This is a genomic window from Streptomyces sp. NPDC029164 (assembly GCF_055563995.1).
The window spans coordinates 75,070-99,741 of record NZ_JBVHWW010000025.1 but is presented as its reverse complement, the minus strand read 5'-3'; the positions used below and the strand labels follow the sequence as shown (position 1 = coordinate 99,741).

24 protein-coding genes are annotated in these 24,672 nt (G+C 73.2%); 8 read left to right on the top strand and 16 right to left on the bottom strand.

The annotated features are described in order from the left end of the window. Positions 1 to 61 precede the first annotated feature (61 nt). The 11 genes from ACZ4VT_RS23965 to ACZ4VT_RS23915 form a co-directional block, all read right to left on the bottom strand. The gene (locus ACZ4VT_RS23965) at positions 62 to 1,036 is read right to left on the bottom strand and encodes an SCO1860 family LAETG-anchored protein (RefSeq protein ID WP_467952517.1); all 975 of its coding nucleotides are present in this window, start codon (positions 1,034 to 1,036) and stop codon (positions 62 to 64) included. A 283-nt stretch (positions 1,037 to 1,319) separates the two neighbouring features. Continuing rightward, positions 1,320 to 2,405, bottom strand: a complete 1,086-nt coding sequence (locus ACZ4VT_RS23960; RefSeq protein WP_362805629.1) for an amidohydrolase family protein — start codon at positions 2,403 to 2,405, stop codon at positions 1,320 to 1,322. Positions 2,406 to 2,447: 42 nt separating this feature from the next. Next, on the bottom strand, positions 2,448 to 3,509 hold the full coding sequence (locus tag ACZ4VT_RS23955; protein WP_467952515.1) for an aminotransferase class V-fold PLP-dependent enzyme: 1,062 nt from the start codon (positions 3,507 to 3,509) through the stop codon (positions 2,448 to 2,450). Between the two features lie 70 nt (positions 3,510 to 3,579). Beyond that, a complete protein-coding gene (locus ACZ4VT_RS23950; protein WP_467952513.1) occupies positions 3,580 to 4,287 on the bottom strand; it encodes a DsbA family oxidoreductase in 708 nt (235 codons plus the stop codon). Between the two features lie 236 nt (positions 4,288 to 4,523). Then, on the bottom strand, positions 4,524 to 4,730 hold the full coding sequence (locus ACZ4VT_RS23945; RefSeq protein ID WP_467952511.1) for an antitoxin: 207 nt from the start codon (positions 4,728 to 4,730) through the stop codon (positions 4,524 to 4,526). Between the two features lie 31 nt (positions 4,731 to 4,761). Next, complete coding sequence (locus tag ACZ4VT_RS23940; protein ID WP_467952510.1) at positions 4,762 to 5,313, bottom strand: GNAT family N-acetyltransferase; 552 nt, start codon at positions 5,311 to 5,313, stop codon at positions 4,762 to 4,764. Positions 5,314 to 5,376: 63 nt separating this feature from the next. Next, complete coding sequence (locus ACZ4VT_RS23935) at positions 5,377 to 6,825, bottom strand: peptidoglycan D,D-transpeptidase FtsI family protein (RefSeq protein WP_467952507.1); 1,449 nt, start codon at positions 6,823 to 6,825, stop codon at positions 5,377 to 5,379. A 62-nt stretch (positions 6,826 to 6,887) separates the two neighbouring features. Further along, positions 6,888 to 7,610, bottom strand: coding sequence for a response regulator transcription factor (locus tag ACZ4VT_RS23930; protein ID WP_467952504.1), 723 nt, complete (start codon positions 7,608 to 7,610; stop codon positions 6,888 to 6,890). Next, a complete protein-coding gene (locus ACZ4VT_RS23925; RefSeq protein WP_467952503.1) occupies positions 7,607 to 8,896 on the bottom strand; it encodes a sensor histidine kinase in 1,290 nt (429 codons plus the stop codon). Before ACZ4VT_RS23925 ends, ACZ4VT_RS23930 begins: the two co-directional genes overlap by 4 nt. Next, positions 8,893 to 9,876 carry a hypothetical protein gene (locus ACZ4VT_RS23920; RefSeq protein ID WP_467952501.1) on the bottom strand — a complete coding sequence of 328 codons (984 nt, stop codon included), beginning with the start codon at positions 9,874 to 9,876 and terminating at the stop codon, positions 8,893 to 8,895. The genes ACZ4VT_RS23925 and ACZ4VT_RS23920 overlap by 4 nt, the downstream gene beginning before the upstream one ends. Positions 9,877 to 10,075: 199 nt before the next feature. After that, entirely contained in the window at positions 10,076 to 10,858 is a 783-nt protein-coding gene (locus ACZ4VT_RS23915) for an IclR family transcriptional regulator (RefSeq protein ID WP_467952499.1), read from the bottom strand. A 127-nt stretch (positions 10,859 to 10,985) separates the two neighbouring features. Here ACZ4VT_RS23915 and ACZ4VT_RS23910 point away from each other — a divergent pair, with 127 nt between their 5' ends. From ACZ4VT_RS23910 to ACZ4VT_RS23895, 4 genes are all read left to right on the top strand, one after another. After that, on the top strand, positions 10,986 to 12,509 hold the full coding sequence (locus ACZ4VT_RS23910) for an aldehyde dehydrogenase (NADP(+)) (protein WP_467952497.1): 1,524 nt from the start codon (positions 10,986 to 10,988) through the stop codon (positions 12,507 to 12,509). Between the two features lie 128 nt (positions 12,510 to 12,637). Continuing rightward, the gene (locus tag ACZ4VT_RS23905) at positions 12,638 to 12,826 is read left to right on the top strand and encodes a hypothetical protein (protein ID WP_467952574.1); all 189 of its coding nucleotides are present in this window, start codon (positions 12,638 to 12,640) and stop codon (positions 12,824 to 12,826) included. Positions 12,827 to 12,888: 62 nt separating this feature from the next. Beyond that, positions 12,889 to 14,157, top strand: coding sequence for a TerD family protein (locus ACZ4VT_RS23900; RefSeq protein ID WP_467952495.1), 1,269 nt, complete (start codon positions 12,889 to 12,891; stop codon positions 14,155 to 14,157). Positions 14,158 to 14,258: 101 nt separating this feature from the next. Then, positions 14,259 to 14,435 carry a hypothetical protein gene (locus ACZ4VT_RS23895; protein ID WP_199808021.1) on the top strand — a complete coding sequence of 59 codons (177 nt, stop codon included), beginning with the start codon at positions 14,259 to 14,261 and terminating at the stop codon, positions 14,433 to 14,435. Positions 14,436 to 14,468: 33 nt separating this feature from the next. Here the strand turns inward: ACZ4VT_RS23895 and ACZ4VT_RS23890 are convergent, their stop codons facing one another. Then, positions 14,469 to 15,908 carry an alkaline phosphatase PhoX gene (locus tag ACZ4VT_RS23890; RefSeq protein ID WP_467952493.1) on the bottom strand — a complete coding sequence of 480 codons (1,440 nt, stop codon included), beginning with the start codon at positions 15,906 to 15,908 and terminating at the stop codon, positions 14,469 to 14,471. Positions 15,909 to 16,150: 242 nt separating this feature from the next. Beyond that, positions 16,151 to 17,677 (bottom strand): hypothetical protein, encoded by a 1,527-nt coding sequence (locus tag ACZ4VT_RS23885; RefSeq protein ID WP_467952491.1) that lies wholly within the window; start codon positions 17,675 to 17,677, stop codon positions 16,151 to 16,153. A 391-nt stretch (positions 17,678 to 18,068) separates the two neighbouring features. On the opposite strand from ACZ4VT_RS23885, the gene ACZ4VT_RS23880 reads away from it, so the two are divergent. From ACZ4VT_RS23880 to ACZ4VT_RS23870, 3 genes are all read left to right on the top strand, one after another. Further along, positions 18,069 to 19,910 carry an endonuclease/exonuclease/phosphatase family protein gene (locus tag ACZ4VT_RS23880; RefSeq protein ID WP_467952489.1) on the top strand — a complete coding sequence of 614 codons (1,842 nt, stop codon included), beginning with the start codon at positions 18,069 to 18,071 and terminating at the stop codon, positions 19,908 to 19,910. A 67-nt stretch (positions 19,911 to 19,977) separates the two neighbouring features. Then, positions 19,978 to 20,460, top strand: a complete 483-nt coding sequence (locus ACZ4VT_RS23875; protein WP_467952487.1) for a GNAT family N-acetyltransferase — start codon at positions 19,978 to 19,980, stop codon at positions 20,458 to 20,460. 143 nt (positions 20,461 to 20,603) lie between these two features. Further along, the gene (locus tag ACZ4VT_RS23870; RefSeq protein WP_467952485.1) at positions 20,604 to 20,858 is read left to right on the top strand and encodes a hypothetical protein; all 255 of its coding nucleotides are present in this window, start codon (positions 20,604 to 20,606) and stop codon (positions 20,856 to 20,858) included. A 35-nt stretch (positions 20,859 to 20,893) separates the two neighbouring features. Here ACZ4VT_RS23870 and ACZ4VT_RS23865 read toward each other — a convergent pair whose 3' ends face one another. The 3 genes from ACZ4VT_RS23865 to ACZ4VT_RS23855 all read right to left on the bottom strand — a co-directional run bounded on the left by ACZ4VT_RS23865 (position 20,894) and on the right by ACZ4VT_RS23855 (position 23,678). Next, on the bottom strand, positions 20,894 to 21,307 hold the full coding sequence (locus ACZ4VT_RS23865) for a hypothetical protein (protein ID WP_467952483.1): 414 nt from the start codon (positions 21,305 to 21,307) through the stop codon (positions 20,894 to 20,896). A 151-nt stretch (positions 21,308 to 21,458) separates the two neighbouring features. Continuing rightward, positions 21,459 to 22,439 (bottom strand): 2,3,4,5-tetrahydropyridine-2,6-dicarboxylate N-succinyltransferase, encoded by a 981-nt coding sequence (gene dapD / locus ACZ4VT_RS23860; protein ID WP_467952481.1) that lies wholly within the window; start codon positions 22,437 to 22,439, stop codon positions 21,459 to 21,461. A 9-nt stretch (positions 22,440 to 22,448) separates the two neighbouring features. Then, a complete protein-coding gene (locus ACZ4VT_RS23855; protein WP_467952572.1) occupies positions 22,449 to 23,678 on the bottom strand; it encodes an MFS transporter in 1,230 nt (409 codons plus the stop codon). A gap of 94 nt (positions 23,679 to 23,772) precedes the next feature. On the opposite strand from ACZ4VT_RS23855, the gene ACZ4VT_RS23850 reads away from it, so the two are divergent. Continuing rightward, positions 23,773 to 24,651: a winged helix-turn-helix transcriptional regulator gene (locus ACZ4VT_RS23850; protein ID WP_467952479.1), complete on the top strand. Its 879-nt coding sequence runs from the start codon at positions 23,773 to 23,775 to the stop codon at positions 24,649 to 24,651. Positions 24,652 to 24,672 lie beyond the last annotated feature (21 nt).

The window sequence follows — 24,672 nt, the reverse complement described above, 5'->3', positions numbered from 1 at the left end:
GCTCGGGCGGCTCGGGCGGGTCCGGCGGGTCCGGCGGGTCCGGCGGGTCCGGCCGGCGGTCCTACGAGGCCCTGCCCCGACGGGTCACCAGGAGCGCGACCCCGCCGATGCCGAGCAGGAACAGCGCCCCGCCCGCGACGTACGGGGTCAGTGAACCGCCGCCGGTCTCGGCCAGGTTGGCGTCGGCGGTGACACCGGAGGCGATGCCGGTCCCGGTTCCGGTCCCGGTTCCGGTCCCGGTTCCGGTCCCGGTGCCCGTCCCGGTCTGGGGCTTGACGTCCGGGTCCGCCGCCGGCGGCGCGGATGAGGGCGCCGGGCCCGACGGGGTCTCGCAGTGCGCCTCGGCGAGCACGATTTCGCCGTCCACCTGAGCCACGTTCAGGTTCAGCGGGTTCACCGAGACCTTCAGGCGCAGCGCGGCCGCGGCGGCCGTGGTGGAGGTGGTCTGCGTACCGGACAGCTCCAGGTTGACCACGCCCACGCCCGGGACCTCCAGCTTGGTGGGGCCGCCCGCCGACAGGGTCACCTTCTTGCCGAGCGCCGTCACCTTCCCGAGGACGTTCGCGCTGGCCACCGGCTTCTTGCCCGCCTCGCAGACGGCCTTGGAGGTGACCTTCTCCACCTCGACGAGGGAGAGCAGGGGCAGCCCGGGCACGTGCACCGAGGCCTTGGCGAGGTTCGCCTCCGCCTCCGCCCGGTTCTTGTCCGCGCTCGCCTTGGAGGTGGCCACGTCGGCACGCAGGACGCTGACCGGCTTGTTGCCCTCGACCCCGTCGAGGGTGACCGTCAGCGCCGTCTTCTCGGCCGTCGCGGGGGCGCTGACCTCGTTGAGGGTCGCCTTCAGCGGGACGTGCACGGTCTTGTTGAGCAGGCCCACGTCCAGTCCCGCGCGCAGGACGACGGCGCCGGCCTTGCCCTCGGCGCCCGCCCCGGCTCCGCCTCCTCCCGTGGCGAGGGCGGGCGGGGCGGTGAGGAGGGCCACCGCTCCCGTGGCGAGCAGGATGGCCGCGGGCATGCGGAAGGTGTTGCTGTTCAAGGTGGTGGAACCCCCGGGGAGATGGGTGCCGTCGCGCCGCCAATGGGGGACATTGCGCGCGCCGACGGCCTCGACCCCGGAATTTTTACGCACGGTGAGTGAACGGGCGGCAACCTGACGTGAGTTCACTCCAAAGGATGGTTTCTATGCATGTATTCGATTTGCCGCGCCTCAGGAGGAACGCGAGTTCCCTCCTTTCACAAGAAGTCGGCCCGTGCGGCCGTCTTCAACGACCGACGGGCCGCCGATGTCACGCGGCGTCAACAGGGCGCCGGTGCACGGCTCAGGCCCTGACCTTGCCGTTCACGACGACCCGCAGCGGCTGGGCCAGCGCGCGCACGTCGGCCCGCGGGTCGGCGCCGTAGACCACGAGGTCCGCCGGCGCCCCCTCCGTGAGACCGGGCCTGCCGAGCCACTCGCGCGCCGCCCAGGCCGTCGCCGAGAGGGCGTCCAGCGGCGGAATCCCGGCCTTCACCAGCTCCTCCACCTCCGCCGCGACCAGGCCGTGCGGCAGGGAACCCCCGGCGTCGGTGCCGACGTAGACCGGGATGCCCGCGTCGTAGGCGGCCCGTACGGTGTCGTACCGGCGCTCGTGGAGCCGCCGCATGTGCGCCGACCAGCGGGGGAACTTCGCCTCGCCGCCCGCCGCCATCTTCGGGAACGTCGCGATGTTCACCAGGGTCGGGACGATCGCGACCCCGCGCTCCGCGAACAGCGGGATGGTGTCCTCGGTGAGGCCGGTGGCGTGCTCGACGCAGTCGATGCCCGCCTCGACCAGGTCGCGCAGCGAATCCTCGGCGAAGCAGTGCGCGGTGACGCGGGCGCCCAGCCGGTGCGCCTCGGCGATGGCCGCCTCGACCTCGGCGCGCGGCCAGCAGGCGGCCAGGTCCCCGGCGTCGCGGTCGATCCAGTCGCCGACCAGCTTCACCCAGCCGTCGCCGCGCCGCGCCTCGCGGCCGACGTACTCGACCAGGTCGGCCGGCTCGATCTCGTGCGCGTAATTGCGGATGTAGCGGCGGGTGCGCGCGATGTGCCGGCCGGCCCGGATGATCTTCGGCAGGTCCTCGCGGTCGTCGATCCAGCGGGTGTCGGAGGGCGATCCGGCGTCGCGGATGAGGAGGGTGCCGGCGTCGCGGTCGGTGAGCGCCTGGCGCTCGGCGGTCGCGGCGTCGACCGGGCCGTGGGAGTCGAGTCCCACGTGACAGTGCGCGTCGACCAGCCCCGGCAGTGCCCAGCCGGTCACCGTGGTGACCTCGCGGGCCCCGGGCGGGCGCTCGTACGAGACCCGCCCGCCGACCACCCAGAGCTCGTCGCGGACCTCGTCGGGCCCGACCAGCACCCGCCCCTTCACGTGCAGCACATCGCTCATGGCGGCACTGTACGTGCGCGCCGTCCGGGCGCGCCGTCCGCCTCAGGGCGCGGAGAGGACGTCCAGCAGCCGGTCCACGTCCGCCTCCGTGCTGTAGAGGTGGAACGAGGCCCGCAGGGATCCGGCGCGGGCCGAGGTGGCGATGCCGGCGGCCTGCAGGCCGGGCTGGCGGTCCGCGAGGCCCGGCACCGAGACGATGGCGGCCGCGCCGGGCACGGGCTCGTGGCCGAGGCGGGCGAGGCCGGCGCGGTAGCGGGCCGCGAGGGCGGTGTCGTGGGCGTGGATGGCCTCGATGCCGATCCGCTCGATCAGGGCGAGCGAGGCCTCGGACGCGTGGTAGGCGAGGAAGGCCGGTGACTCGTCGTACCGGCGTGCCCCGTGGGCCAGTTCCGGGATCGGACCGTAGGTGGAGTCCCACATGGACTCGGCGGCCACCCAGCCGGCGTGCAGCGGGGTCAGGGTGCGCTGGGCCTCCTGCGAGACGGTCATGAACGAGGCCCCGCGGACGGCGAGCAGCCATTTGAAGCCGACGGTGACCGTGTAGTCGTAGGGCGAGGCGTCGAAGGGCAGCCAGCCCACCGCCTGGGACGCGTCCACGAGCATCCGGGCCCCGTTCGCCGCCGTCACCGCGCGCACCGCGGCCAGGTCGGCCGTCCGCCCGTCCGCGGACTGTACGGCGCTCAGCGAGACCAGGGCGGTGTCCGGGCCGACGGCCTCGGCGAGGGACTCCAGTGGTGCGAAGCGGACCTTGAGGTCGTTCCGCACCATGAAGGGGTTGATCACCGAGGAGAAGTCGCCCTCCGGGCACAGGACTTCGGCGCCGGACGGGAGCGAGGCCGCGATGAGGCCGACGTGGGTGGACACGGCCGAGCCGACGGCCACCCGCTCGGCGTCCACCCCGACGAGGCGGGCGAAGGCCTCCCGGGAGCGGTTGACGCGGTCGAAGTCACCGAAGCCGGCGGGGACGCCGGCCCCCGCCGCCTCGGCCAGCTCACGTACGGCTGCGACGGCGGAACGCGGGAGGACCCCGCAATTGGCGGTGTTGAGGTAGGTGGTGGAGTGGGCGAACTCGGCACGGGTCGCTTCCGCGAGCGAAAGATCCATGCCTTCAACTCTGCGCCAGGGACGACCCAAAGTCCATTGCCGAATTATCTGCGCCCTCCCCAAGTCATCCTTATGCCGGCGGGACGGCGCAGGCCCCCTCGGGCTCGCACGCCTCGGCCGCGGCGGCCGGCTCCTCGATCTCCCGCCCGGCCCACGCCTGCTCCAGGGCCCGGGTGAACACCTCGGCCGGCTGCCCATCGGAGATCCCGTAGCGGCGGTCGAGGACGAAGAACGGTACGGCGTTCGCGCCCAGCTCGGCGGCCTCGCGCTCGTCGGCGCGGACCTCGGCGGCGTAGGCGGAGTCGTCGGCGAGCACGGCGCGGGCCTCGGCCTCCTCCAGCCCGGCCTCGACGGCGAGCGCGACCAGGGTCTCGGGGTCGAAGACGGAGCGCTCCTCGCCGAAGTTGGCCCGGTAGGCGAGGTCGAGCAGCTCCTCCTGGCGGCCCCGGGCGGCGGCCAGGTGCAGCAGGCGGTGGACGTCGAAGGTGTTGCCGTGGTCACGACCCTCGGTCCGGTAGTCCAGCCCCTCGGCGCGGGCGCCGGCCGCGACGTGCTCCTCCATGCCGCGGGCCTCGTCGAGGGTGCGGCCGTACTTCTTGGCGAGCATCTCCACGACGGGAGCGGTGACCCCCTTGGCACTGCCCGGGTCGAGCTCGAAGGACCGGAACACGACCTCCACCTCGTCGCGGTGCGCGAACTCGGCCAGCCCCTTCGTGAAACGGGCCTTTCCGATGTAGCACCAGGGGCAGGCGATGTCGCTCCAGATCTCGACGCGCATGATCCTTCTACTCTCCGGGTTCAGGGGACAAAACAGTTTCCCCTTCAACCACCCCGGGCTCCGTCTCATTCCCCGGACACGGCGGAGAGCGGACGTACGGGCGGCGGGTGTGCGGGGCGGGCGGGTGTGCGGGGCGGGCGGGCGTGCGGGGCGGGCGGGCGGACAGCCTGCGGGGACTGCGCCGCCGCTGTGAGCGGGCGCAGTCCCCGTGGGCATACGGGTCCAAAGGCCTGTCGTCAGCGCTGGGGCGGCCGGGGGTCCCCGGGGGCGGGCGGCTCGTTGCCGCCGATCTGGTCGTTGAGCTTCTGCTGCGCCGTGTCGACCTGGCTCTGGTACTTGCTCCCGGTCCTCGTGTCGAAGGCATCTCCGGCCTTCTCGACTCCTTGGCGGGCCTGGTCAGGGTGACCCTTGATCAGGCCTTTGAGCTTGTCGAGCATGGACATGGGGCGTCCTCTCTACGGAATGCCGGTCGCTTCAAGCTTCTCCGCGAACGGCGCCGTCCGCACCCGGAGCACCCGCGGGCTCCCCGGCCCCGTCCGCGGCGGGCGGGGGGCCGATCCGGAGCCAGAGGGTGCGGTGGGTGCCCGCGCGGGAGGCGGACGGGTCCGGGCGCCAGCCGTGGGCGGCGTAGAAGGCCTGGGCCCGCAGGTTGTGCTCGTAGACCTCGAGGCGGACCCGGCTGACTCCCGCGCGGCGCCAGACGTCGAGGCAGGCGGCGTGCAGGGCGGCCCCGGTGCCGCGCCGCCAGTGGACCGGGTCGACGTGGAGCTGGGTGAGGGTGGTCTCGCCGTGCTCCGTGCGGAAGGCGGCGACCCCGGTGAGCTCGCCGCCCTGTTCGGCGCAGAGCACCGCGCCCTCGGCGGGGTCACGGGCGACGGCCCGGGACCAGCCCTCGCGCGTCCGCCGGAACTCGACATCGCCCGCGTAGGCCTGCTCGGGGAGGTGGCCCCGGTAGTACGTGGCCCGTGCCCGGGTGTGCAGGGCGGCGATGGCGTCGAGGTCTGCGGGCTCCGCGGCTCTGATCACGGGAAGGCAAACGCGCCGCGAACCCCTTCGGTTCCCGGCGCGTCGGCCCTGTCCGCGGCGCGGCTACTTCTTCAGCCACGCCTCCATCATCTTCTGGGCGATGGGGGCGGCCAGCTTGCCGCCGCCGATCTCGGAGCGGTCGGTGTCCGAGTTCTCGATCACCACGGCGACCGCGATCTGCTTGCCGCCCAGCTTTCCGTACGAGGTGAACCAGGCCAGCGGGGCGAGGCTGTTGTTGACACCGCGCTGGGCGGTGCCGGTCTTGCCGCCCACCTCGGCGCCCGTCACCTGGGCCGGCTTGCCGCCGCCCTCGGTGGCGACCGTGCGCATGGCGTCCCGGATCATGGACGCGGTCTTCTCGTTCATCACCTGCTGGGACTTCGGGTTCTTGAAGCTCTCCAGCACGTCGCCGTTGCCGTCGGTGACCTCGGAGACCATGTGCGGGGCGACGAGCTTGCCGCCGTTCTCGATCGCGGCCGTCACCATCGCCATCTGGAGCGGGGTGGCCTGCACGTCGAACTGGCCGATACCCGTCTGCGCGACCTGGTCGATCGACATCTTCTTCGACGGGTACTTGCTCGACGGGTTGGTGCGGACCGGGGTGTCGATCTGCACGTTGAAACCGAGCTTCTCGGCCGTCGCGCGCATCTTGTCCTGGCCGAGCTTGGACGCGAGCTCGGCGAAGACGTTGTTGCAGGACAGCCGCAGGGCGGTGCGCACCGAGACGTTGTTGCAGGCCGCGGAGCCCGCCTCGCTGGGCAGCAGGGTGCGGGTGCCGGGGATCGTGTACGGGTCGGCGATGCCGGTCTGCTGGTCGAGGTTGGTGACGAGGCCGTTCTCGATGGCCGCGGCGAGGGTGACCAGCTTGAAGGTGGAGCCGGGTGCCTGCGGCTTGCGCAGCGCCACGTTCTCCAGGGCCTTGCCCTTGTCGGCGGAGAGTGCGTCCCAGGCGTCCTGGTCGTTGGCGCCGGCGATGGTGCCCGGGTCGAAGGAGGGGTTGTTCACCACGGCGAGGATCTCGCCGGTCTTCGGGTCCATGGCGACGGCCGCGCCCTGTTTGCCCTGGAGCGCGTCGTAGGCGGCCTTCTGCACGTCCTTGTCGATGGTGGTCAGGACGTTGCCGGGGGCGGCCCGCTTGTTGGTGAGCGTGTCCATCACGGTCTTCAGCCGGTTGTCCGAACCGTTGAGGACGTTCTTGTAGATGCCCTCCAGCATGGTCGTGCCGTAGGCCTGGGAGCTGTACCCGGTGATCGGCGCGTAGAGGGGGCCGTCGACGTACGTGCGCTTGTAGCCGAAGTCCTTGCCGCCGGTCTTCACCGAGCCGGTGATCGCCTCCCCGCCCACGATGATGTTGCCCAGCGGGTTCTCGTACTGCCCGATGAGGTTCCGGCGGTTGTGCTTGTCGTCTGCGAGGGCCTGGCCTTGGTATGCCTGCACCCAGGTGACGCGGACCAGCAGGGCCAGCACCAGAAGCAGACAGAAGACCGACGCACGCCTGATCGTCTTGTTCATCCCCCAGAAGGACGTCTCAGTGGCCCCGGCCGTTCCGCTCTGCCCCGATTGTGGCGGGGTTCTCAGCTTTTCTTCATGATGAAGCCCCCCTCGTAGGCCGCGATGACCGCCTGGGTGCGGTCGCGGGAGCCGGTCTTGGTGAGGACCGACGCGACGTGCGTCTTGACCGTCTGCGGTCCGACGCCGAGGCGCTCGCTCATCTCGTGGTTGGACAGTCCGGTGGCCATCAGGCGCAGTACGTCGGCCTCGCGGTCGGTGAGCCGGGCCACCCAGGGGGCGGTGGCGGGCGGGGCGCCGCCCGCCGTGCGGGCGGCCGCGAGGGAGCGCACCGCGGCGGGGAAGAGCAGCGAGTCGCCGCGGGCGACGAGCCGGACCGCGCCGATCAGCTCGTCGGGGTCGGCCCGCTTGAGGAGGAAGCCCGCGGCTCCCGCGCGCAGCGCGTCGTAGACGTGGGCGTCGTTCTCGAAGGTGGTGACGACCACGATCCGGGGCGGGTCGGCCATGGTGGCGAGGATCTGCTCGGTGGCCCGGATCCCGTCTATCTCGGGCATCCGGACGTCCATCAGCACCACGTCCGGGGCCAGCGAGCGGACCAGCGGGACCGCTTCGGCGCCGGTGGCGGCCTCGCCGACGACCTGCAGGTCGGGCTCGGCCTCCAGGATGACCCGCAGCGCGGTGCGGACCATCCGCTCGTCGTCACAGAGCACGACGCGCAGCCGCGGACGACCCGCCTGTGCCGCCGGCGTCGGCGGGGTCGGCGGGGTCGGCGGGGTCGGCGCGTTCATCGGCCGCCTCCGGCGAGCGGGAGGACGGCCCGCAGCCGCCACCGGTCCTCGTACGGTCCGGCCTCGACGCTGCCGCCGAGCAGTGCGGCCCGTTCCGCGGAGCCGCGCAGTCCCCGGCCCCCGGTGGTGCGGGGTTCCCGTTCGCCGGCGGCGGCGGGCGCATTGGTCATGGTGATCTCCAGTTCACGGTGTCCGTTCTCGTGGCCGGCCCGTACCCGGATCCGCAGGTCCACCGGGCCGGTGCCGTGGCGGAGGGCGTTGCTGAGGCCCTCCTGGACGATCCGGTACGCCTCGCGGGAGGCGATGGCCGGAAGCCCCGCCCAGTCCCCTGCGGGACCGGGGTCCTGGTGCGCGGTGACGGTGGCGCCGGCCGCCCGGGTCCGGGCCAGCAGCCCGTCGAGGTCGACGGCCAGGGTCGGCGCGGGCGCGGCGTCCGGCCGGGCCGGGTCCCCGTCCCGCAGCAGGCCCAGTACGGCGTCCAGCTCGCCCACCGTCCGCCGGGTGGTGTCCTCGATCGCGGCCAGCGCCTCCCGTACGAAGCCGGGGTCGCGCTCCAGCATCCGCCGGGCGGCGACCGCCTGGAGGGTGACGGCGCTCAGCGCGTGCCCGACCGCGTCGTGCAGCTCCCGGGCCAGCCGGTTGCGCACCGCTAGGTCGGCGGCCCGCTCCTCGGCGGCGGCCAGCCGGTCCGCCGCCGTCGGCCCGAGCAGTACGGGCGCCATCCGGGCCACCAGCGCCCCGGCCCCCGCGGCACAGAGGACGAGCCCGCCCAGCAGCCCGATCCCGAGCAGGGGGGCCACGTACGGATCGGCCTCGGTGCTGAACCAGCCCAGTCCGAGCTCGGCCTTCCGCAGTCCGCTCACGAGCGGCAGCGTGATCAGCACCACCGCCATGGGCGGCACCGCGAGGGTCATCCCGCTGATCAGCGCGCCGAGCCCGAGGTGCAGGGTCCACCACGCCGAGGTCCGCCCCCGCGCGGCCCAGGACCGCGCCGGCCCCTCGGCCAGTCGCTCCCCCGGCACCCCGCACATGGCCCGGACGGCCACCACCGACAGCGGCCGGACCAGCCCGAAGACGGCGGTCACCGCGACCAGCGGCAGGGCCGCGACATAGGCCGCGAGCGTCAGGGGGAGGGAGCTGAGGGCATTGACCCCGCCGGCCGCCATCCCCACCCCCACCTGGGTGAGCAGGAAGTACGGCATCAGCAGCGCCCCGCCGAGGACCAGGTGCACCCAGCGCAGCCGGGCCCGCGCCCCCAGCAGCCGGCTCAGGGCGCCCCGCGTCATCCTTCGCGGCGGGATATGAGGAACCGGCTGAGGACGACGGCGGCGAGCGATCCGGTGATCATCTGGCCAGCGTAGGCCAACAGGGCTGCTGCGGACGCCCCTTCGCCACCGCCCGGCTGCGGTCCCAGCGAGGCGATCAGCACCCAGGCCCCCCAGCTCAGGGCCGCCGACGAGCCCACCCAGGCGAGGGCGAGCGGCCACCACGCCCGGAGCCCCCTGCCACGGGCCAGCAGCAGCGCCCCCGCTCCGGCGGCGAGCGCGCACATCGCGTGGGCCACCGCCACCACGCCCGTCTCCGCGGAGTGCGCGGCCGCCGGCTCCGCTCCCAGCCCGGCCGTGCCGCCGAAGGCCCAGTACGCGTACACCGCCGCGACCGCCGCCCCGGCCGCGGCCGCGGCTACCGCCACCACCCCCGTGGACGACGGCAGCCGCGCCCCCGTCACGCCCTGCCACCGCCGGCTCCAGCGCTCTCGCGCATAGGGCACGAACAGCCCGGCCAGGGCGAGTCCTTGGATCATGAAGCCGCCGTAGACCACGTTGAACACCCAGGGGTCCAGGAACGGCTCGCGCGCGGCCGCAGAGGCCGGGTCCGCCCCGAAGCCGAGCGCCCGTATGAGCAGTTGGCCCGGGAACGCCATGATGATCGGGGTCAGCAGTCCCGTGGCCACGAAGACCGGGACGGCCAGCAGCCAGCCGGGCACCCGTATGCCCCAGGGCCTGGTGAGCACCAGGACGAGCAGGACGACGCTCGCGTCCATGGCCAGCGTCACGGTATTGGCCGCGACGAAGAACGGCCCGGGCTCCAGAAGCACGCTGCCGTCCGGTATCCCGATCCGGCTCCCGGCCAGCCAGGCGGCCTTCAGCGCCAGGTACGGCACGGTGGCCGCGATGGCCACCGCCCCCAGGATCCGCCGCCCGGCCCCCGAAGCGGGGGCCGGCGGCCTCGTCGCGTATGCCGTCCGAACGGCTCGTGTGCTCATGACCCAACGGTCCCGCGCCGACCGCCCCCACCACCTCCCCCTCACAGGGGAACCGTCTCCCCCACCCGGGGGAGGAACCACACACTCCACCACCCCCCTCGGGGCGGCGCGCCCCAAGCAGCCAGTCACATCCGGCACACACGCCACACGCACCGCCTCACATGCGGCCCCTCACACGCACCGCCTCACATGCGGCGCCTCACATGCGGCGCGTCACCACCGACAGCCGGTCCCGCGCCTCGAACAGCGCCGCCTTGATGACCTGTTCGTGCGCCGCCGTCAGCCGGGCCACCGGCACCGAGCAGCTCACCGCGTCCCGGGCCGGCGTCCGGTACGGGACGGCCACGCCGAAGCAGCACAGCCCGAGCGTGTTCTCCTCCCGGTCCAGCGCGTACCCCTGCTCCCGCACCAGCGCCAACTCCTCGACGAGCTGCTCGCGGTCGGTGATGGTGTGCTCGGTGACGGCCTCCAGCCGCTTCGGCAGCAGGGCGCGCACCTCGTCGTCCGTGTGCGTGGCCAGCAGCGCCTTGCCGAGCGCCGTCGAGTGCACGGGCAGCCGCCGCCCGACCCGGGTGAAGGGCCGCAGGTAGTGCTGCGACTGCCGGGTGGCGAGGTACACCACGCTCGTCCCGTCCATCCGCGCCAGGTGGATGGTCTCCGTCGTGTCGTCGGAGAGCCGGTCCAGGGTCGGCCGGGCCGCCGCGACCACCTCGTCGCCGTCGATGTACGAGCTGCCGACCAGCAGGGCCCGTACGCCGATGCCGTACCGGGTGCCCGTCGCGTCGGTCTCCACCCACCCCAGGCTCACCAGCGTGCGCAGCAGCATGTAGAGGCTGGACTTCGGCAGGGAGAGGTCGTGCTGGATGTCGGCCAGGCTGTGCAGCCCGGGCCGGGCCGCGAAGTGCTCCAGCAGCAGGACGGTCCGTACCGCCGATTTGACCGGCGCCGCCGCAACCGGGATCCCCGACTCGGTCGTCGTCATACGCCTGCTTCCCCTCTGGTCGCCTCTTGTCACGCGGAGGACGCGGAAATAGAGTCCGCAGCAGATATGATCATTCATCCACCGGAACCGCGTTCAGAATACTGAACGATCCAGGAGGCAGTGGGCCATGACAACGACACCAGTCTGGAGTGTGGACCCCCGCACCGGGAAGCAGCGCGAGCAGGTTGCGGTGGAGGCCACGTCCCAGGAGGTGGACGAAGCCGTACGGGCGGCCCACGCGGCCCGTGGCCCGCTCGCCGACGCCACCGTCCGCGCCGCCTTCCTGCGCGCCGCCGCCGCGCTGCTCGACGAGGCCGCCGCGCACGTCATCGAGGCCGCCGACGCCGAGACCGCGCTCGGCCCCGGCCGGCTCACCGGCGAACTGGCCCGCACCACCGGCCAGCTGCGCGCCTTCGCCGACGCCGTGGACGAGGGCGCCTACCTCGACATCCGGATCGACCGCGCCGACCCCTCCCTCAGCCCGCCCCGCCCCGAACTGCGCCGCTACAAGGTGCCGCTCGGCGTGGTCGCGGTCTACGCCGCCTCCAACTTCCCGCTCGCCTTCTCCGTCCCCGGCGGGGACACCGCGAGCGCGCTGGCCGCCGGCTGCCCGGTGGTCGTCAAGGCGCACCCCGACCACCCGGCCACCTCCGAGCTGTGCGCCTCGCTGCTGCGCCGGGCGGCGACCGCCGTCGGTCTCCCGGCCGAAGTGGTCAGCGTGGTCCACGGGTTCGACGCCGGCCTGGAGCTGATCCGCCATCCGCTCGTGGCCGCCGCCGGATTCACCGGTTCCATCCGGGGCGGGCGGGCACTGTTCGACGCGGCCGCCGCCCGGCCCGTGCCGATCCCCTTCCACGGCGAACTGGGCTCCCTCAACCCCGTCGTCGTCACCCCGGCCGCGGCCGCCGAGCGCGCCGAGGAGATCGGCGCCGGACTCGCGGGCTCGGTCACCCTCGGCGTCGGCCAGTTCTGCGTGAAGCCCGGGCTGGTACTGGTCCCCGAGGGGGCGGCGGGCGACCGTCTGACCGCCGCGCTCACCAAGGCGCTCGGGGAGACCGAACCCGGGGTGCTGCTCGACCACCGGATGCGCGAGAACTTCATCTCCGGGGTGCGCGAGCGGGCCGGGCTGCCCGGCGTCGACGCGCCCGTCACCCCGGGCTCCGGCGGGGAGCACACCGTCGGCGCGGGCTACCTGACCGTGGCCGCCGGGGACCTGCTCGGCGGCGGGGCGCACGACCTGCTCCTGGCGGAGTGCTTCGGTCCGGTCACGGTCGTCGTGCGGTACGCCGACCAGGGCGAGGCCGGTGCGGTGCTCGGCCGGCTCCCCGGGAACCTGAGCGCCACGCTCCAGCTCTCGGACGCCGAGACGCAGGGCGCGCCGGGCCCGGCCACCGAGCTGATCGGGCAGGTCACGGGGCTGGCGGGGCGGATCGTGGTCAACGGCTGGCCGACCGGGGTGGCGGTGGCCCCGGCCCAGCACCACGGCGGCCCCTACCCGGCGGCGACCTCGCACTCCACCTCGGTGGGCGGGACCGCGATCGAGCGCTGGCTGCGGCCGGTGGCCTACCAGTCGGTGCCGGACGCGCTCCTTCCGGCGGAACTGCGCGAGGCGAACCCGCTGGGGCTGCCGCGCCGGGTCACGGGCGGCTGAGCGAAGCCGGCACCCCGGCCGGCGGAGGCTCGGCCGGGGCCCCGCCGTCAACCCGTTGCCCGCCCCGCCCGGGGCGGGCAGGCTGCGCCGCATGCCGAAGCCGCACGGATTCACGTACGTACGGAAGACTGGGCGCCCAGTGCCTCGTCATCACCCGCCAGGGCCGCGCCGCCGCCACCCTGCGCGGCGCCCGGGCCGAGAAGTTCCTGGCCGGCGTGGAGTCCGGCGACGCGCAGCTCGTGATGGCCCGCTGGACCGGCTCGTACAGGTTCGGCAACGAGCGCACGGCCCGGAACCACCCCCGCAACCGGCGCTGAAATCCGGCCCGAGAGTAAGGGAACGGCAAAGCCCCTCCGGTCGTTCTCCGGGCATGACCGCTATGACCCCTGGTTCCAACCTGCCGCTCAATGCCGTTCGTGTGACGGTGGACGTGGCTGCGCCGGTGCGGCTCGACGTATCGGCCCTGCTCCTGACGGCCGACGGCAAGGTGCGCTCCGACGCCGACTTCATCTTCTTCAACCAGCCCTCCGGCCCCGGTGTCAGCTACCGGTCCGGCGGGGGTGCGGCGCCGGACTCGATCACCGTGGACACCGGCGCGGTGCCGCCGGGCATCGAGCGGATCGTGGTGACGGCCAGCCCCGACGCCGCCGGGCAGACCTTCCAGGGCATCGAGCCCACGGCCACCGTGCGGGGCGCCGACGGCGGCGCCGTGATCGCCTCCTTCACCCCGCCGCAGCTGGGCTCCGAGACCGCGCTCGTCGTCATCGAGATCTACCTGCGCGGTGGCGCGTGGAAGGTGCGCGCGGTCGGCCAGGGGTACGCGAACGGCCTCGCCGGCATCGCCACCGACTTCGGCGTCTCCGTGGACGAGGAGCCGGCTCCCGCGGCCACCGCCGTCGCCCCGCCCGTCGCGCCGGCACCCCCGGCGCCGCCCGCGCCGCCGGCCCCGCCGGTCTCCTACCCGCCCTCCCCCTGGCTCGGCGGCGCCACGACCCCGACGGCGCCCACCCCGGCCGCGCCGGTCCCGGCGGCGGCTCCCGCCGCGCCCCCGGCCGCTCCGGCCGGCGCGGGGAAGATCAACCTCGACAAGGGCCGGGTCACCCTCCAGAAGAACCAGAGCGTCTCCCTGGTCAAGGGCGGCCGCCCGCTGCTCTCCCAGGTCAAGATGGGCCTGGGCTGGGAGCCCGCCTTCGGCGGCCGGGACATCGACCTCGACGCCTCCGTCATCGCGTACGGCCCCCAGCGCAACCACATCGACAGTTGCTACTTCGGCAAGCTGTCCATCCTCGGCGGCTCCGTCAAGCACTCGGGGGACAACCTCACCGGTGAGGGCGCGGGCGACGACGAGGTGATCGTCGTGGACCTCGGCCGGCTCCCCGCCGAGGCCACCGGCCTGGTCTTCACGGTCAACTCCTTCTCCGGCCAGAAGTTCACCGATGTGGCGAAGGCCTACTGCCGCCTGATCGACGCGGCGAGCGGCGAGGAGCTGGTGCGCTTCGACCTGACCTCCGCCGAGCCGCAGACCGGCGTGATGATGGCGAAGCTGATCAAGCAGTTCAGCGGCGAGTGGGAGATGACGGCCATGGGCGACTTTGTGAAGTCGCGCACAGTGCGCGGCATGGTCAAGCCCGCCGCACAGGCACTCTGAGCAGGTGGGCGGGCACCGGCAGCCACGGCGGCGCATCCGGGTGATGGATGCCACGCGTCATCCGTAAGTGGCTGTCAGTGTCCGCCCGTAGCCTTGAAACCATGCACGAGACACTCACACCCGCGGGTCCCGCCCGCCCGTCCGCCGCCGAGGCGAACGAGGCGATTCGGCACCTCGTCGAAACCCGGGTGGACGGCGAGTGGCCCTCGGAGGCGTATGAGTTCCTGCTCTCCGAGTGGGCCGAGGCCTCGCGTGCGGAGGTTTCCGCAGGCCCGTGAGCGCGGGCGGCCCGCCGCCCGCGCCCGTCCGCGTCAGTGGCCGCGCCGCCACGGCCCGGTGACGGCCAGCATGATGCCCGGGTCCTGGATGTTGGCGTACAGCGTGCGCCCGTCCGGCGAGAAGCAGACACCGGTGAATTCGGAGTACTCCGGCTCCTCCGCCGACCCATTGTTCAGCTCGTTGCGCGCCAGCGGGTAGGTGCGGCCCGACTCGGTCGCGCCGAACAGGTGCTGGAGCCCCGAGCCGTCCTCCGCGATGACCAGGCCGCCGTACGGGGACACGGTGATGTTGTCGGGGCCGTCGTAGCCACCGTCCACCGACGGGTCGGCGTTGACCCCGATGAGGACCGTGAGCCGGACCGTGCGCCGCTTGGGGTCGTAGAACCAGACCTGGCCGTCGTGGGCCGTGCCCGGGCTCTCCTCACGGGCGTAGGACGACACGAAGTACGCGCCGCCGTCCGCCCACCACATGCCCTCCAGCTTGCGCCCGCGCGTCACCACCCCGTCCGCGAACTGCTTGCGCACCGGGACGGTCCGGGCGTCGCGGTCGGTGACGTCCACCCAGTCGACACCGTAGACGGTGCCGATCCTCGTCGCGCGCGAGAAGTCGTCGACGAACCGGCCCGAGCTGTCGATGCACTTGGCGGCCTGGAGCACGCCGGCGTCGGCCGCGAGCGTACGGAGCCTGCCGCGCCCGTGGTGGAAGCCGCGGGGCGGGGTCCAGCGGTAGAGCAGCCCGTTGGGGCCGGAGGCGTCCTCGGTCAGATAGGCGTGGCCCTGGCGCGGGTCGATGACCACGGCCTCGTGGTCGTACCGCCCGAACGCCTTGATCGGGCGCGGGTCGCGGTTCGCGCGGCGATCGTGCGGGTCGACCTCGAAGACGTAGCCGTGGTCCTTGGTCATGCCGTTCTTGCCGGCGAGGTCCGAGTTCTCCTCGCAGGTCAGCCAGGTGTTCCAGGGGGTTGAGCCGCCCGCGCAGTTGGTGGACGTACCGGCGATGCCCACCCATTCGGCGACCTCGCCGCCGCGCCGGACCTCGACGACCGTGCAGCCGCCGGCCGCGGCCGGGTCGTAGACCAGGCCCTCGGTGAGCGGGACGGGGTGGGTCCAGCCCGAACGGGGGCCCTTGAGCTCGTGGTTGTTGACGAGGAGGGTGACTCCCCGGTGGCCCTCGAATGCGGCGGTCCCGTCGTGGTTGGACGGGGTGCTCTCGCCCGATTCCAGCGTGGTGACCCCGCTGTGCGTGATCACGCGGTACTTGAACCCGGCGGGGAGGGCGAGGATGCCGGCCGGGTCGGGGACGAGCGGGCCGTAGCCGGACTCGCAGGGCCGCCCGTGCTCGTCGCGGTGGGTGCTGTCGTCGGCCGCCAGCGCTCCCGGGGCGGTGGCGAGTGCGCCGACCGTCCCGGTGAGGGCCACGCCCGCGCCGGCGATGACGGTACGGGCGGTGAAGTCTCTACGGCTGAGCGGCATCGGGTCTCCTGGGGTGGGGAGGTGGTGCGCCTGTCGTGCGGTCGTCGGCGCACACGCTCTCGCCCGCACGTGAACGGCGGCTGAACTACCCACGAAGAGGATCAGTCCCCTTGCCGGTGGCCGGAATGGCCAACTCCGGCCCCAGGAACGGCGCATTGTCGCCACCCGACCAGCCGCCCCACCGGCCACGCCGACAGCCGCCCCACCGGCCACCCCGACGGCCACCCCACCACCCACCCGGCTCAGGGGCGGCGGGAGCGCGCCTTGAACGCGGCCTTGCGGGCCTCCTTCGCCGCCTTCTTGTCCGGGTGCAGCCGGCCCATCGCCTCCAGAACGTACGCCGTCGCCGGGTGCTCCACCCGCCACACCTGCTCGAAGAAGCCCGCGTGATGAGCGGTCAGGGTCTCCATCAGGAGCGGCAGCTCCTCCGTCTCCCCGTCGGCGGCCAGCTGCGCCGCGATCGTGTCGACGGTCAGCCAGAACACCATCTCCGGGTCCGGCGCCGGTACGTCGGCCACCCCGCGCTCCGCCAGCCAGACCCGGGCGAGCCCGCCGAGCTCCGCGTCGTCCAGCACCGCCCGGACCGCCGGCTCGGCCTCGGGCCCGGCCGGTGCCAGGGCCTGCTGGCACCGGAGCCGGCGCAGCGGGCCGCCCTCGTCGTCCCCACGGGCGGCGGCCAGCAGTTCGGCGACCGCGGCGGGCAGCTCGCGGCCGGCCAGCCACTGTTCGATCTCGGCCTGGGCGGCGTTCTCGGGGTAGTAGGAGACCGCGTCGAGCAGTGCGTCGGCGCCCTTGTCGGCCAGTTCGCCGACGGCGGGGGCGTCGACCCCGGCCTCCAGCATCCGGGCCCGGATCCCGTACAGGCCGAGCGGGGTGAGGCGGACCATGCCGTAGCGGGAGACGTCCTCTTCGTCCGCGGCGCTCGCGGCCTCCGGCTCCAGGGATCCGTCGGCCTCCGCCATCAGCTCCTCGTCGACGGGCCGGAACTCGACCAGCCCGATCGGCTCCAGCTGCCTGAACTGGTCGTCGAGGCGCATCATCGCGTCCGAGACCTGCTCCAGCACGGCGTCGGTGGGCTCGCCCATGCCGTCGGGCACGACCATCGACGCGGCCAGCACCGGCAGCGGAACCGGCCGGTCCGCCGCCCCGCCCTCGGTGACGGTGAGGAGGTAGAGGTTGGCCAGGACCCCGTCGAGGAAGTCCGCCTCGCGGCCCGGGTTCCAGTCCAGCTGGTCGAAGTCGATCTCGCCGCCCGCGTCCAGCGCGTCGACGAGGCCGTCCAGGTCGGGCACCGCCGCGTCGGCGAGCACCGTGTCCAGGGCCGCCAGCCAGAGGTCGAGCACGTCGCCGGGGGCGCCGCTCGTCACCAGCGCCAGGTCCTCGCCGGGCGCGGCCGTGCCGAACCGCTCCTCGCCGCCCTCCGCGCCCTCCGCCCGGTCCGCGCCGTCCGCGCCGTCCGCGCCGCTCTCGCCGGCGTCCTCCTCCGGCTCCGTCACGTCGACCAGGCCGGTGTCCACGGCCACCCGCCAGGCCTGCCCCGCGTACCCGGCGGAATCCTCGTCGGCGGCGTCGAGGCCGAGCACGGCGACGGCCTCGGGCAGCTGCTCCGCGACGAGTTCGCCGCCGATGTCGACGCGCGTTGCGGGTCCGGCCCAGCGGGCGAGGCGTACGGCGCGCGCGAACAGCGGGGCGACGAGGGCGTCGCGGGCCAGTTCCCCGTCGGAGTGCAGCCGTACCGGCGGCAGCGTGGGGTGCGACTCTGCGGACATGGTGCTGTTCTCCTCGCGGACGCGGTGGGGCCGGGCGCGCAGCCGGGCGGGTGGGTCGTAACGGCCGGTTGGTCCGTCATGTGCGCACGGACATCGGCGACATGGCCGACATGGCAGGCAGGGCGGCGCAGAGCAGATGTGGCGCAGATGACAGCGGTGGCCGTCGTTCGGCGCCCCAGCGTAGACGCATTTCGGGACCATCCGGCGGGCCATCACCTTTGGTTCATCCCACAGTCAGCTGTCGTATTCCCTGGAGGGCTTGACAACTTTGCTGGCCACACAGGAAATTGACGCGCGTAGATGTATCGGGAGCGGCACGCCTCCCGCAGATCTCGCTGCGACCCCGCTGCCGCACCCCTCCTTTCCCTCTCCCACACCGGAGTTCCTGCCCATGCGCTCCTCGCATCCCCGTTCCGCCGCCGTCGCGGCCCTCGTCGCCACCGCACTGGCCACCGGCCTGCTCGCGGGCTCCGCCGACGCGGCCGAAGGCGCCGTGTCCGCCGATCCGATACGCATCCACGACATCCAGGGCACCACCCGGATATCCCCGCTGAACGGCAAGCAGGTCACCGACGTCGAGGGCATCGTGACGGGCGTGCGGACGTACGGCTCGCGCGGCTTCTGGATCCAGGACCCGGACGCCGACGACAACGACGCCACCAGTGAGGGCGTGTTCGTCTTCACCAGCTCCGCCCCGACCGTCGCCGCGGGCGACGCGGTCAAGGTCTCCGGCACCGTCGGCGAGTACGTCCCCGGCGGCCTGACCTCCGGCAACCAGTCGGTGACCCAGATCTCCAAGCCGACGGTGACCGTGGTCTCGTCCGGCAACGCGCTGCCCGAGGCCACCGCGATCAACGAGTACTCGGTGCCCGCCGAGTACGCCCCGGCGGGCGACCCGGCCGCCGCCGGCAGCATCAACGGCCTGACCCTGGAGCCCGCGCGCTACGCCCTGGACTACTACGAGTCGCTGGAGGGCATGAACGTCAAGATCGGCACCTCCCGCGTGGTCGGCGCCACCGACCCGTACTCGGAGCTGTGGGTCACGGTGAAGGGCTGGGAGAACACCGCCAAGCGCGGTGGCACGATCTACGGCTCCTACGAGTCCCAGAACACCGGCCGCCTCCAGATCCAGCAGCTCGCGCCCATCGCGCAGCAGCCCTTCCCGGTGGCCAACGTCGGCGACAAGCTGACCGGCACCACCGAGGGTCCGCTGGACTTCAACCAGTTCGGCGGCTACACGCTGGTGGCCCGCACCCTGGGCACGGTCAAGGCGGGCACCCTCGCCCCCGAGAAGACCAAGCCGCAGGTCGAGCAGGAGCTCGCGGTGGCCACGTACAACGTGGAGAACCTCGACCCGACCGACCCGCAGGAGAAGTTCGACGCGCTGGCGAAGGCGGTCGTCGAGAACCTCGCCTCCCCCGACATCCTCGCCCTGGAGGAGATCCAGGACGACAACGGCGCCAAGAACGACGGCACCGTCTCCGCCGAGCAGACGCTGACGAAGTTCACCGCGGCGATCACGGCGGCGGGCGGCCCGGCCTACCAGTGGCGGACCGTCAACCCGGAGGACAAGAAGGACGGCGGCGAGCCCGGCGGCAACATCCGCCAGGTCCTCCTCTTCAACCCGGCGCGCGTCTCCTTCACCGAGCGCGCCCCGGGCGACGCGGTGACGGCGACCGGCGTGGTCAAGGAGAACGGCAAGGCCGCCCTGACCCACTCCCCCGGCCGCGTCGACCCCGCGAACCCGGCGTGGGCGGACAGCCGCAAGCCCCTCGCGGGGGAGTTCGTCTTCCGCGGCAAGACGGTCTTCGTGATCGCCAACCACTTCGGCTCCAAGGGCGGCGACGAGGGCCTGACCTCGCACCACCAGCCGCCGGTCCGTTCCTCGGAGGCCAAGCGCCTGCTGCAGGCGCAGGCCGTGAACGGCTTCGTCAAGGAGATCCTGGCGGCGGACAAGAACGCGAACGTCTTGGTCCTCGGTGACATCAACGACTTCGAGTTCTCCGCGACGACGGACGCGCTCGCGGACGGCGGGGCGCTGTACCCGGCGATCAAGTCGCTGCCGAAGGCGGAGCGCTACTCGTACGTCTACCAGGGCAACGCGCAGGTGCTGGACCAGATCCTGACCAGCCCGGCGATCAAGAAGTTCACGTACGACAGCGTGCACATCAACGCGGAGTTCGCGGCGCAGAACAGCGACCACGACCCGCAGGTGCTGCGCTTCCGCCCGTAGTCCCCGCTCCCGTGAGCAGCAGGGGGTCCGGCCGCCGTCCCGGCCGGGCCCCTGCCACAATCCGGCCATGACCTTCCGCAACGCCACGCGCCGGGACCTGCCCGCCGTACTCGCCCTGCTCGCCGACGAGGACCAGGTCCTCGACCCGTCCTCGATCGCGGTCGGCGAGGCGCACGAGCGTGCCTTCGCCGCCATCGAGGCGGACCCCCGCAACGAGATGCTGGTCCTCACGGACGGGGCGGACGAGACGGACGGGGCGGCCGAGACGGACGAGGTCGTCCTCGGCTGCCTCCAGCTGACGTACATACCGGGCCTGGGCCAGAACGGCCAGGAGCGGGCCGTGGTGGAGGCCGTACGGGTCCGCGCGGACCGGCGGGGCGCCGGACTCGGCGCGGAGCTGATGCGCCTGGCCGTAGAGCGGGCCCGCGAGCGCGGCTGCGGCCTGGTCCAGCTGACGAGCAGCAAGCGACGCACCGCGGCCCACCGCTTCTACGAGCGGCTGGGCTTCGCACGCAGCCACGAGGGCTTCAAGCTGCGGCTGAAGCCGTAACGGGCCCTTCCCGGGCAAGATGGGGACTTTCGGCCCTGGCGTGACGCTCGACACATCCCTACCCAATCCCCCGGTTGTGGTGTTGAGTGTCTGCACGCCCGATCTTGTCCGGCTTGTACTGCCCGCCTCCCTGGAGGATCCGCGTGTTCCCCTCCATCTCCCTCGCCCGGGAAATCGGCCTCGCCGTGCTGCTCGTTGCCGCGATCGTCTGGGTCGCCGGCCTCGGCCACATGCTGTGGGACAGCCGCTTCCACCACCCGGAGCCCGCCGCCCCCGAGGGCCTGCCGATGATCCCGGCCCAGCGCGGTCGCGCCGGACACCCGATGGAGTCGGTGGAACTGACCGAGGCGGAGCAGCAGGCCTTCGCCGGCCTGATCCGCACGATCCCCCTGCACTGACGACCGCCCCCCGAAGCGGTCGCCGCGTCCTCGGCCTACTCGTGGGCGCGCCCCGGGGGCTGTCGCCGTCCCACCGCGCCGATCAGGGCGCAGACGCCGGCGGTCACCGCGAGGCTCCCCACCATGACCATCCCCACGCCGATGACGAAGAGCCCGCTGGCGTCGTCCGACCAGTCGTAGGCGGCGGCGATCGTCAGGCCGGCCGTGACGCCCGCGACGGTGCCCGCCGCGTGGCCCCGGAATGCCGCCCAGCACACCGGCACCAGCAGGGTCACCACGAGCCCGATCACCTGCCAGGCCTCGTAGGGCCCGGTCTGCGAACCGTCGGGCTGCACATCGCGCTGCTGGTCCCAGCCCAGCCAGGCGGCCCAGGCCGCCGAAGCCACCACGGCGAGCAGCAGGGCGGTCAGGAGGCGGGGAGCCGGGCCGGAGAGGAATCGTCGTCTCATGCACCCCAGCCTTCCCTCCGGCCCCACCGCCGACCAGAGCGCACGTACTCAGTCCCGGCCGAGTACCAGCCCCGCCCACGACCGAGCGCCCTCCCGGCCCACGAGGGGCCGAAAGGGCGCTCGGTGCTGACCGCCGGCAACCGGCCAAGCGTCAGTTGTGGCTGTGCAGGACCTCGTTCAGGCCGCCCCAGGCCGCCTTGTACGGGCGGGCCTCGACGGCGCCGGTGACGGAGTTGCGGCGGAAGAGGATGTTGTTGGCGCCGGAGAGCTCCAGGGCCTTGACGATCTGGCCGTCCGGCAGGGTGACGCGGGTGCCCGCGGTCACGTACAGGCCGGCTTCGACGACGCACTCGTCGCCCAGCGCGATGCCGACGCCGGCCTCGGCGCCGATCAGGGTGCGCTCGCCGATCGAGATGATCTGCTTGCCGCCGCCCGAGAGGGTCCCCATGGTGGAGGCGCCGCCGCCGATGTCGGAGCCGTCGCCGACCACGACGCCCGCGGAGATGCGGCCCTCGACCATGGAGGTGCCGAGGGTGCCGGCGTTGAAGTTGACGAAGCCCTCGTGCATGACGGTGGTGCCCTCGGCGAGGTGCGCGCCGAGACGGACGCGGTCCGCGTCGGCGATGCGCACGCCCTTGGGGGCGACGTAGTCGGTCATCCGCGGGAACTTGTCGATCGAGGTCACCTGGAGGTGCAGGCCCTCGGCGCGCGCGTTGAGGCGGACGGTCTCGACCTGGTCGATCGCGACCGGGCCCAGCGAGGTCCAGGCGACGTTGGCCAGCAGGCCGAAGAGGCCGTCGAGGTTCTGGCCGTGCGGCTTGACCAGGCGGTGGCTGAGCAGGTGCAGGCGCAGGTACGCGTCGTGCGCGTCCAGCGGCTTGTCGTCCAGGGAGGCGATCACCGTGCGGACGGCTACGACCTCGACACCGCGGACCGCGTCCGTGCGGATCGCCTTGGCCGCGGCGGCGCCGAGGAGCTCCACGGCCTGCTCGGCGGTGAGGCGCTCGGTGCCGGCCGGGCCGGGCTCGGCGATCAGCTCGGGGGCGGGGAACCAGGTGTCGAGGACGGTGCCGTCGGCGGTGAGGGTGGCAAGTCCGGCGGCGACGGCGCCGGTGGTACGCGTAGCAGTCATGCCCGAAACCTAACCGGCGACGGCCTGAGGTTGCGAACCGGTCTCATGTGCCGGTCGGACCTCGTGTCGCCGCTGCCTGGCGTGGGCCCACAGGACCGCCCCGCCGGCCCCCGCCGCCAGCACCGCGCACAGCGGCCACAGCAGCCCGGGCGCGGCGGAGTACAGGGCTCCGCCCAGCGGCGGGCCGATGACGACCCCGCTGACCGAGATCCCCGCGTACAGGCTCTGGAACCGCCCCACGGCGTGCTCGGGCGCCTCGTCGGCGACATAGGCGGTGGCGGTGGTCTTGTAGAGGATCTCGCCGAGGCTCAGCAGGACCATCATCGCCACGGCGCTCGCGATCCCGGCCCCGAGCAGCAGCGCCGCGTACCCGGCTCCGACCAGCACCAGCCCGGTGCCTACCACCGGCAGCGCCGGCCGCTCGCGCAGCGCGACCGCGGCGGGCAGCTCCAGCAGCAGGATCACCCCGCCGTTGAGGGCGATGACGAGCCCGAAGGCCCGCGGGTCCAGCCCGTGGTCGGTGAGGAAGACGGGGAAGGTGAAGTACTGCTGGCGGTAGACGACGTCGGTCACCAGGATCGCGCCGAGCAGCACCAGCAGGGCGGGCCTGGCCCTCAGTTCGGCGGCCAGTCCGCGGCCCCGACCCCCGTCCGGGGCCGCGGAGGTCTTTCGGGAGGCGCCGCGGGCCGGGACGACACGGGCGGTCCAGAGCGCGAAGAAGAGCGTGCCGACACCGTCGGCGACGAACAGCCAGTCGTAGGAGAGTCCCGTCGCGACCAGGGCCCCCAACGGCGGCCCGAGGGTGAATCCGCCGTTGGAGACGCAGCGCACGACGGCGAAGGCCTGCCGGCGGGCTCCCTCCGGGACGGTGACCGCGACCAGCGCCGAGTTGGCGGCACGGATCACGCCGGAGGCGTACTGGGCCACGGGCAGCGCCGCCCAGAGGAGCGGGGTGGGCAGCAGCGGGACGACTCCCAGGGCCACGCCGCCCGCGGTGGCGGCGACGAGGAGCACCCGGCGGTGGCCGAAGCGGTCCCCGTACCAGCCGCCGGTGAAGTTCCCCGCGACCAGACCGATGCCGCCGATGCCGGTGACGAGGCCGGCCTGGGCGGCGCCGAGGCCGCGCGGGCCGGTCAGGTAGAGGAAGACGAAGACGAAGGTGAAGCTGACGACGGCGTTGACGAAGACCCCCGCAGCCAGCAGCCACACGACCCTCGGTATGTCCTTGAACCCCTGCAGCACACCCGTGCCCCCCACATCCGACGAGTAAGTTCCCTTTGGGAACTGACTATGTCAGCATGACAACCTCGGGTCAACGGACAAAGGAGCTCCCATGGCCCAGCGCACACACCTCGGCGACGCGGACTGCGCCATCGCCCAGGCCCTCGACGTGGTGGGCGACTGGTGGACGCTGCTGATCGTGCGCGACACCGCGCGCGGCCTGCACCGCTTCGACGAGCTCCAGCGCGAGCTGGGGATGTCCCGCAAGGTGCTGACGGAGCGGCTGAAGATGCTCGTCGAGGCCGGGGTGCTGACGCGCGAGCCGTACCAGGAACGACCGGTGCGGTACGAGTACCGGCTGACCCCGCGCGGGCGGGGGCTGCTGCCGGTGCTGGTGGCCCTTCAGGACTGGGGAGACACCTGGGTCCTGGGAGAGGGAGAGATGACGGCGACGACCGACGAGGCCTCGCGGGAGGCGGAACGGGTGCACGCGCTGCGCGGCACGCGGGTGCCGGAGCTGCTGCTGCCGGACCGTTTCGGCGGGCTGAGCGATCCGGTGGCCGACACCCCGTTCACGGTCCTGTACTGCTTCCCGGGCGCGTACGCGCGCGCCGAGGCCTATCCGCCCGGCTGGGCCGGCATCCCCGGCGCCAAGGGCTGCACGTTCGAGTCGTGCACGTACCGCGACCAGCTCGCGGAATTCACCGCGGCCGGCGCCACCGTGCACGGGGTGTCGTCCCAGCGCCCGGACGAGCAGCGGGAGTTCGCGGAGCACGAGCGACTGCGGTTCCCGCTCCTCTCGGACGCGGACCTGGCGCTGACGGCGGCGCTGCGGCTGCCGACGTTCCGCGCGGCGGGCGTGACCCGGATCAAGCGGCTCACCCTGGTCGTGGACCGCGACCGCACGGTCCGCGAGGTGATCTACCCGATCCGGGACATCGAGGCGAGCGTGGCCGCGGCGCTGGCGACGGTCCGCTCCGCGGGCAGGTAGCCGGGTCGAAAGCCAGGCCGG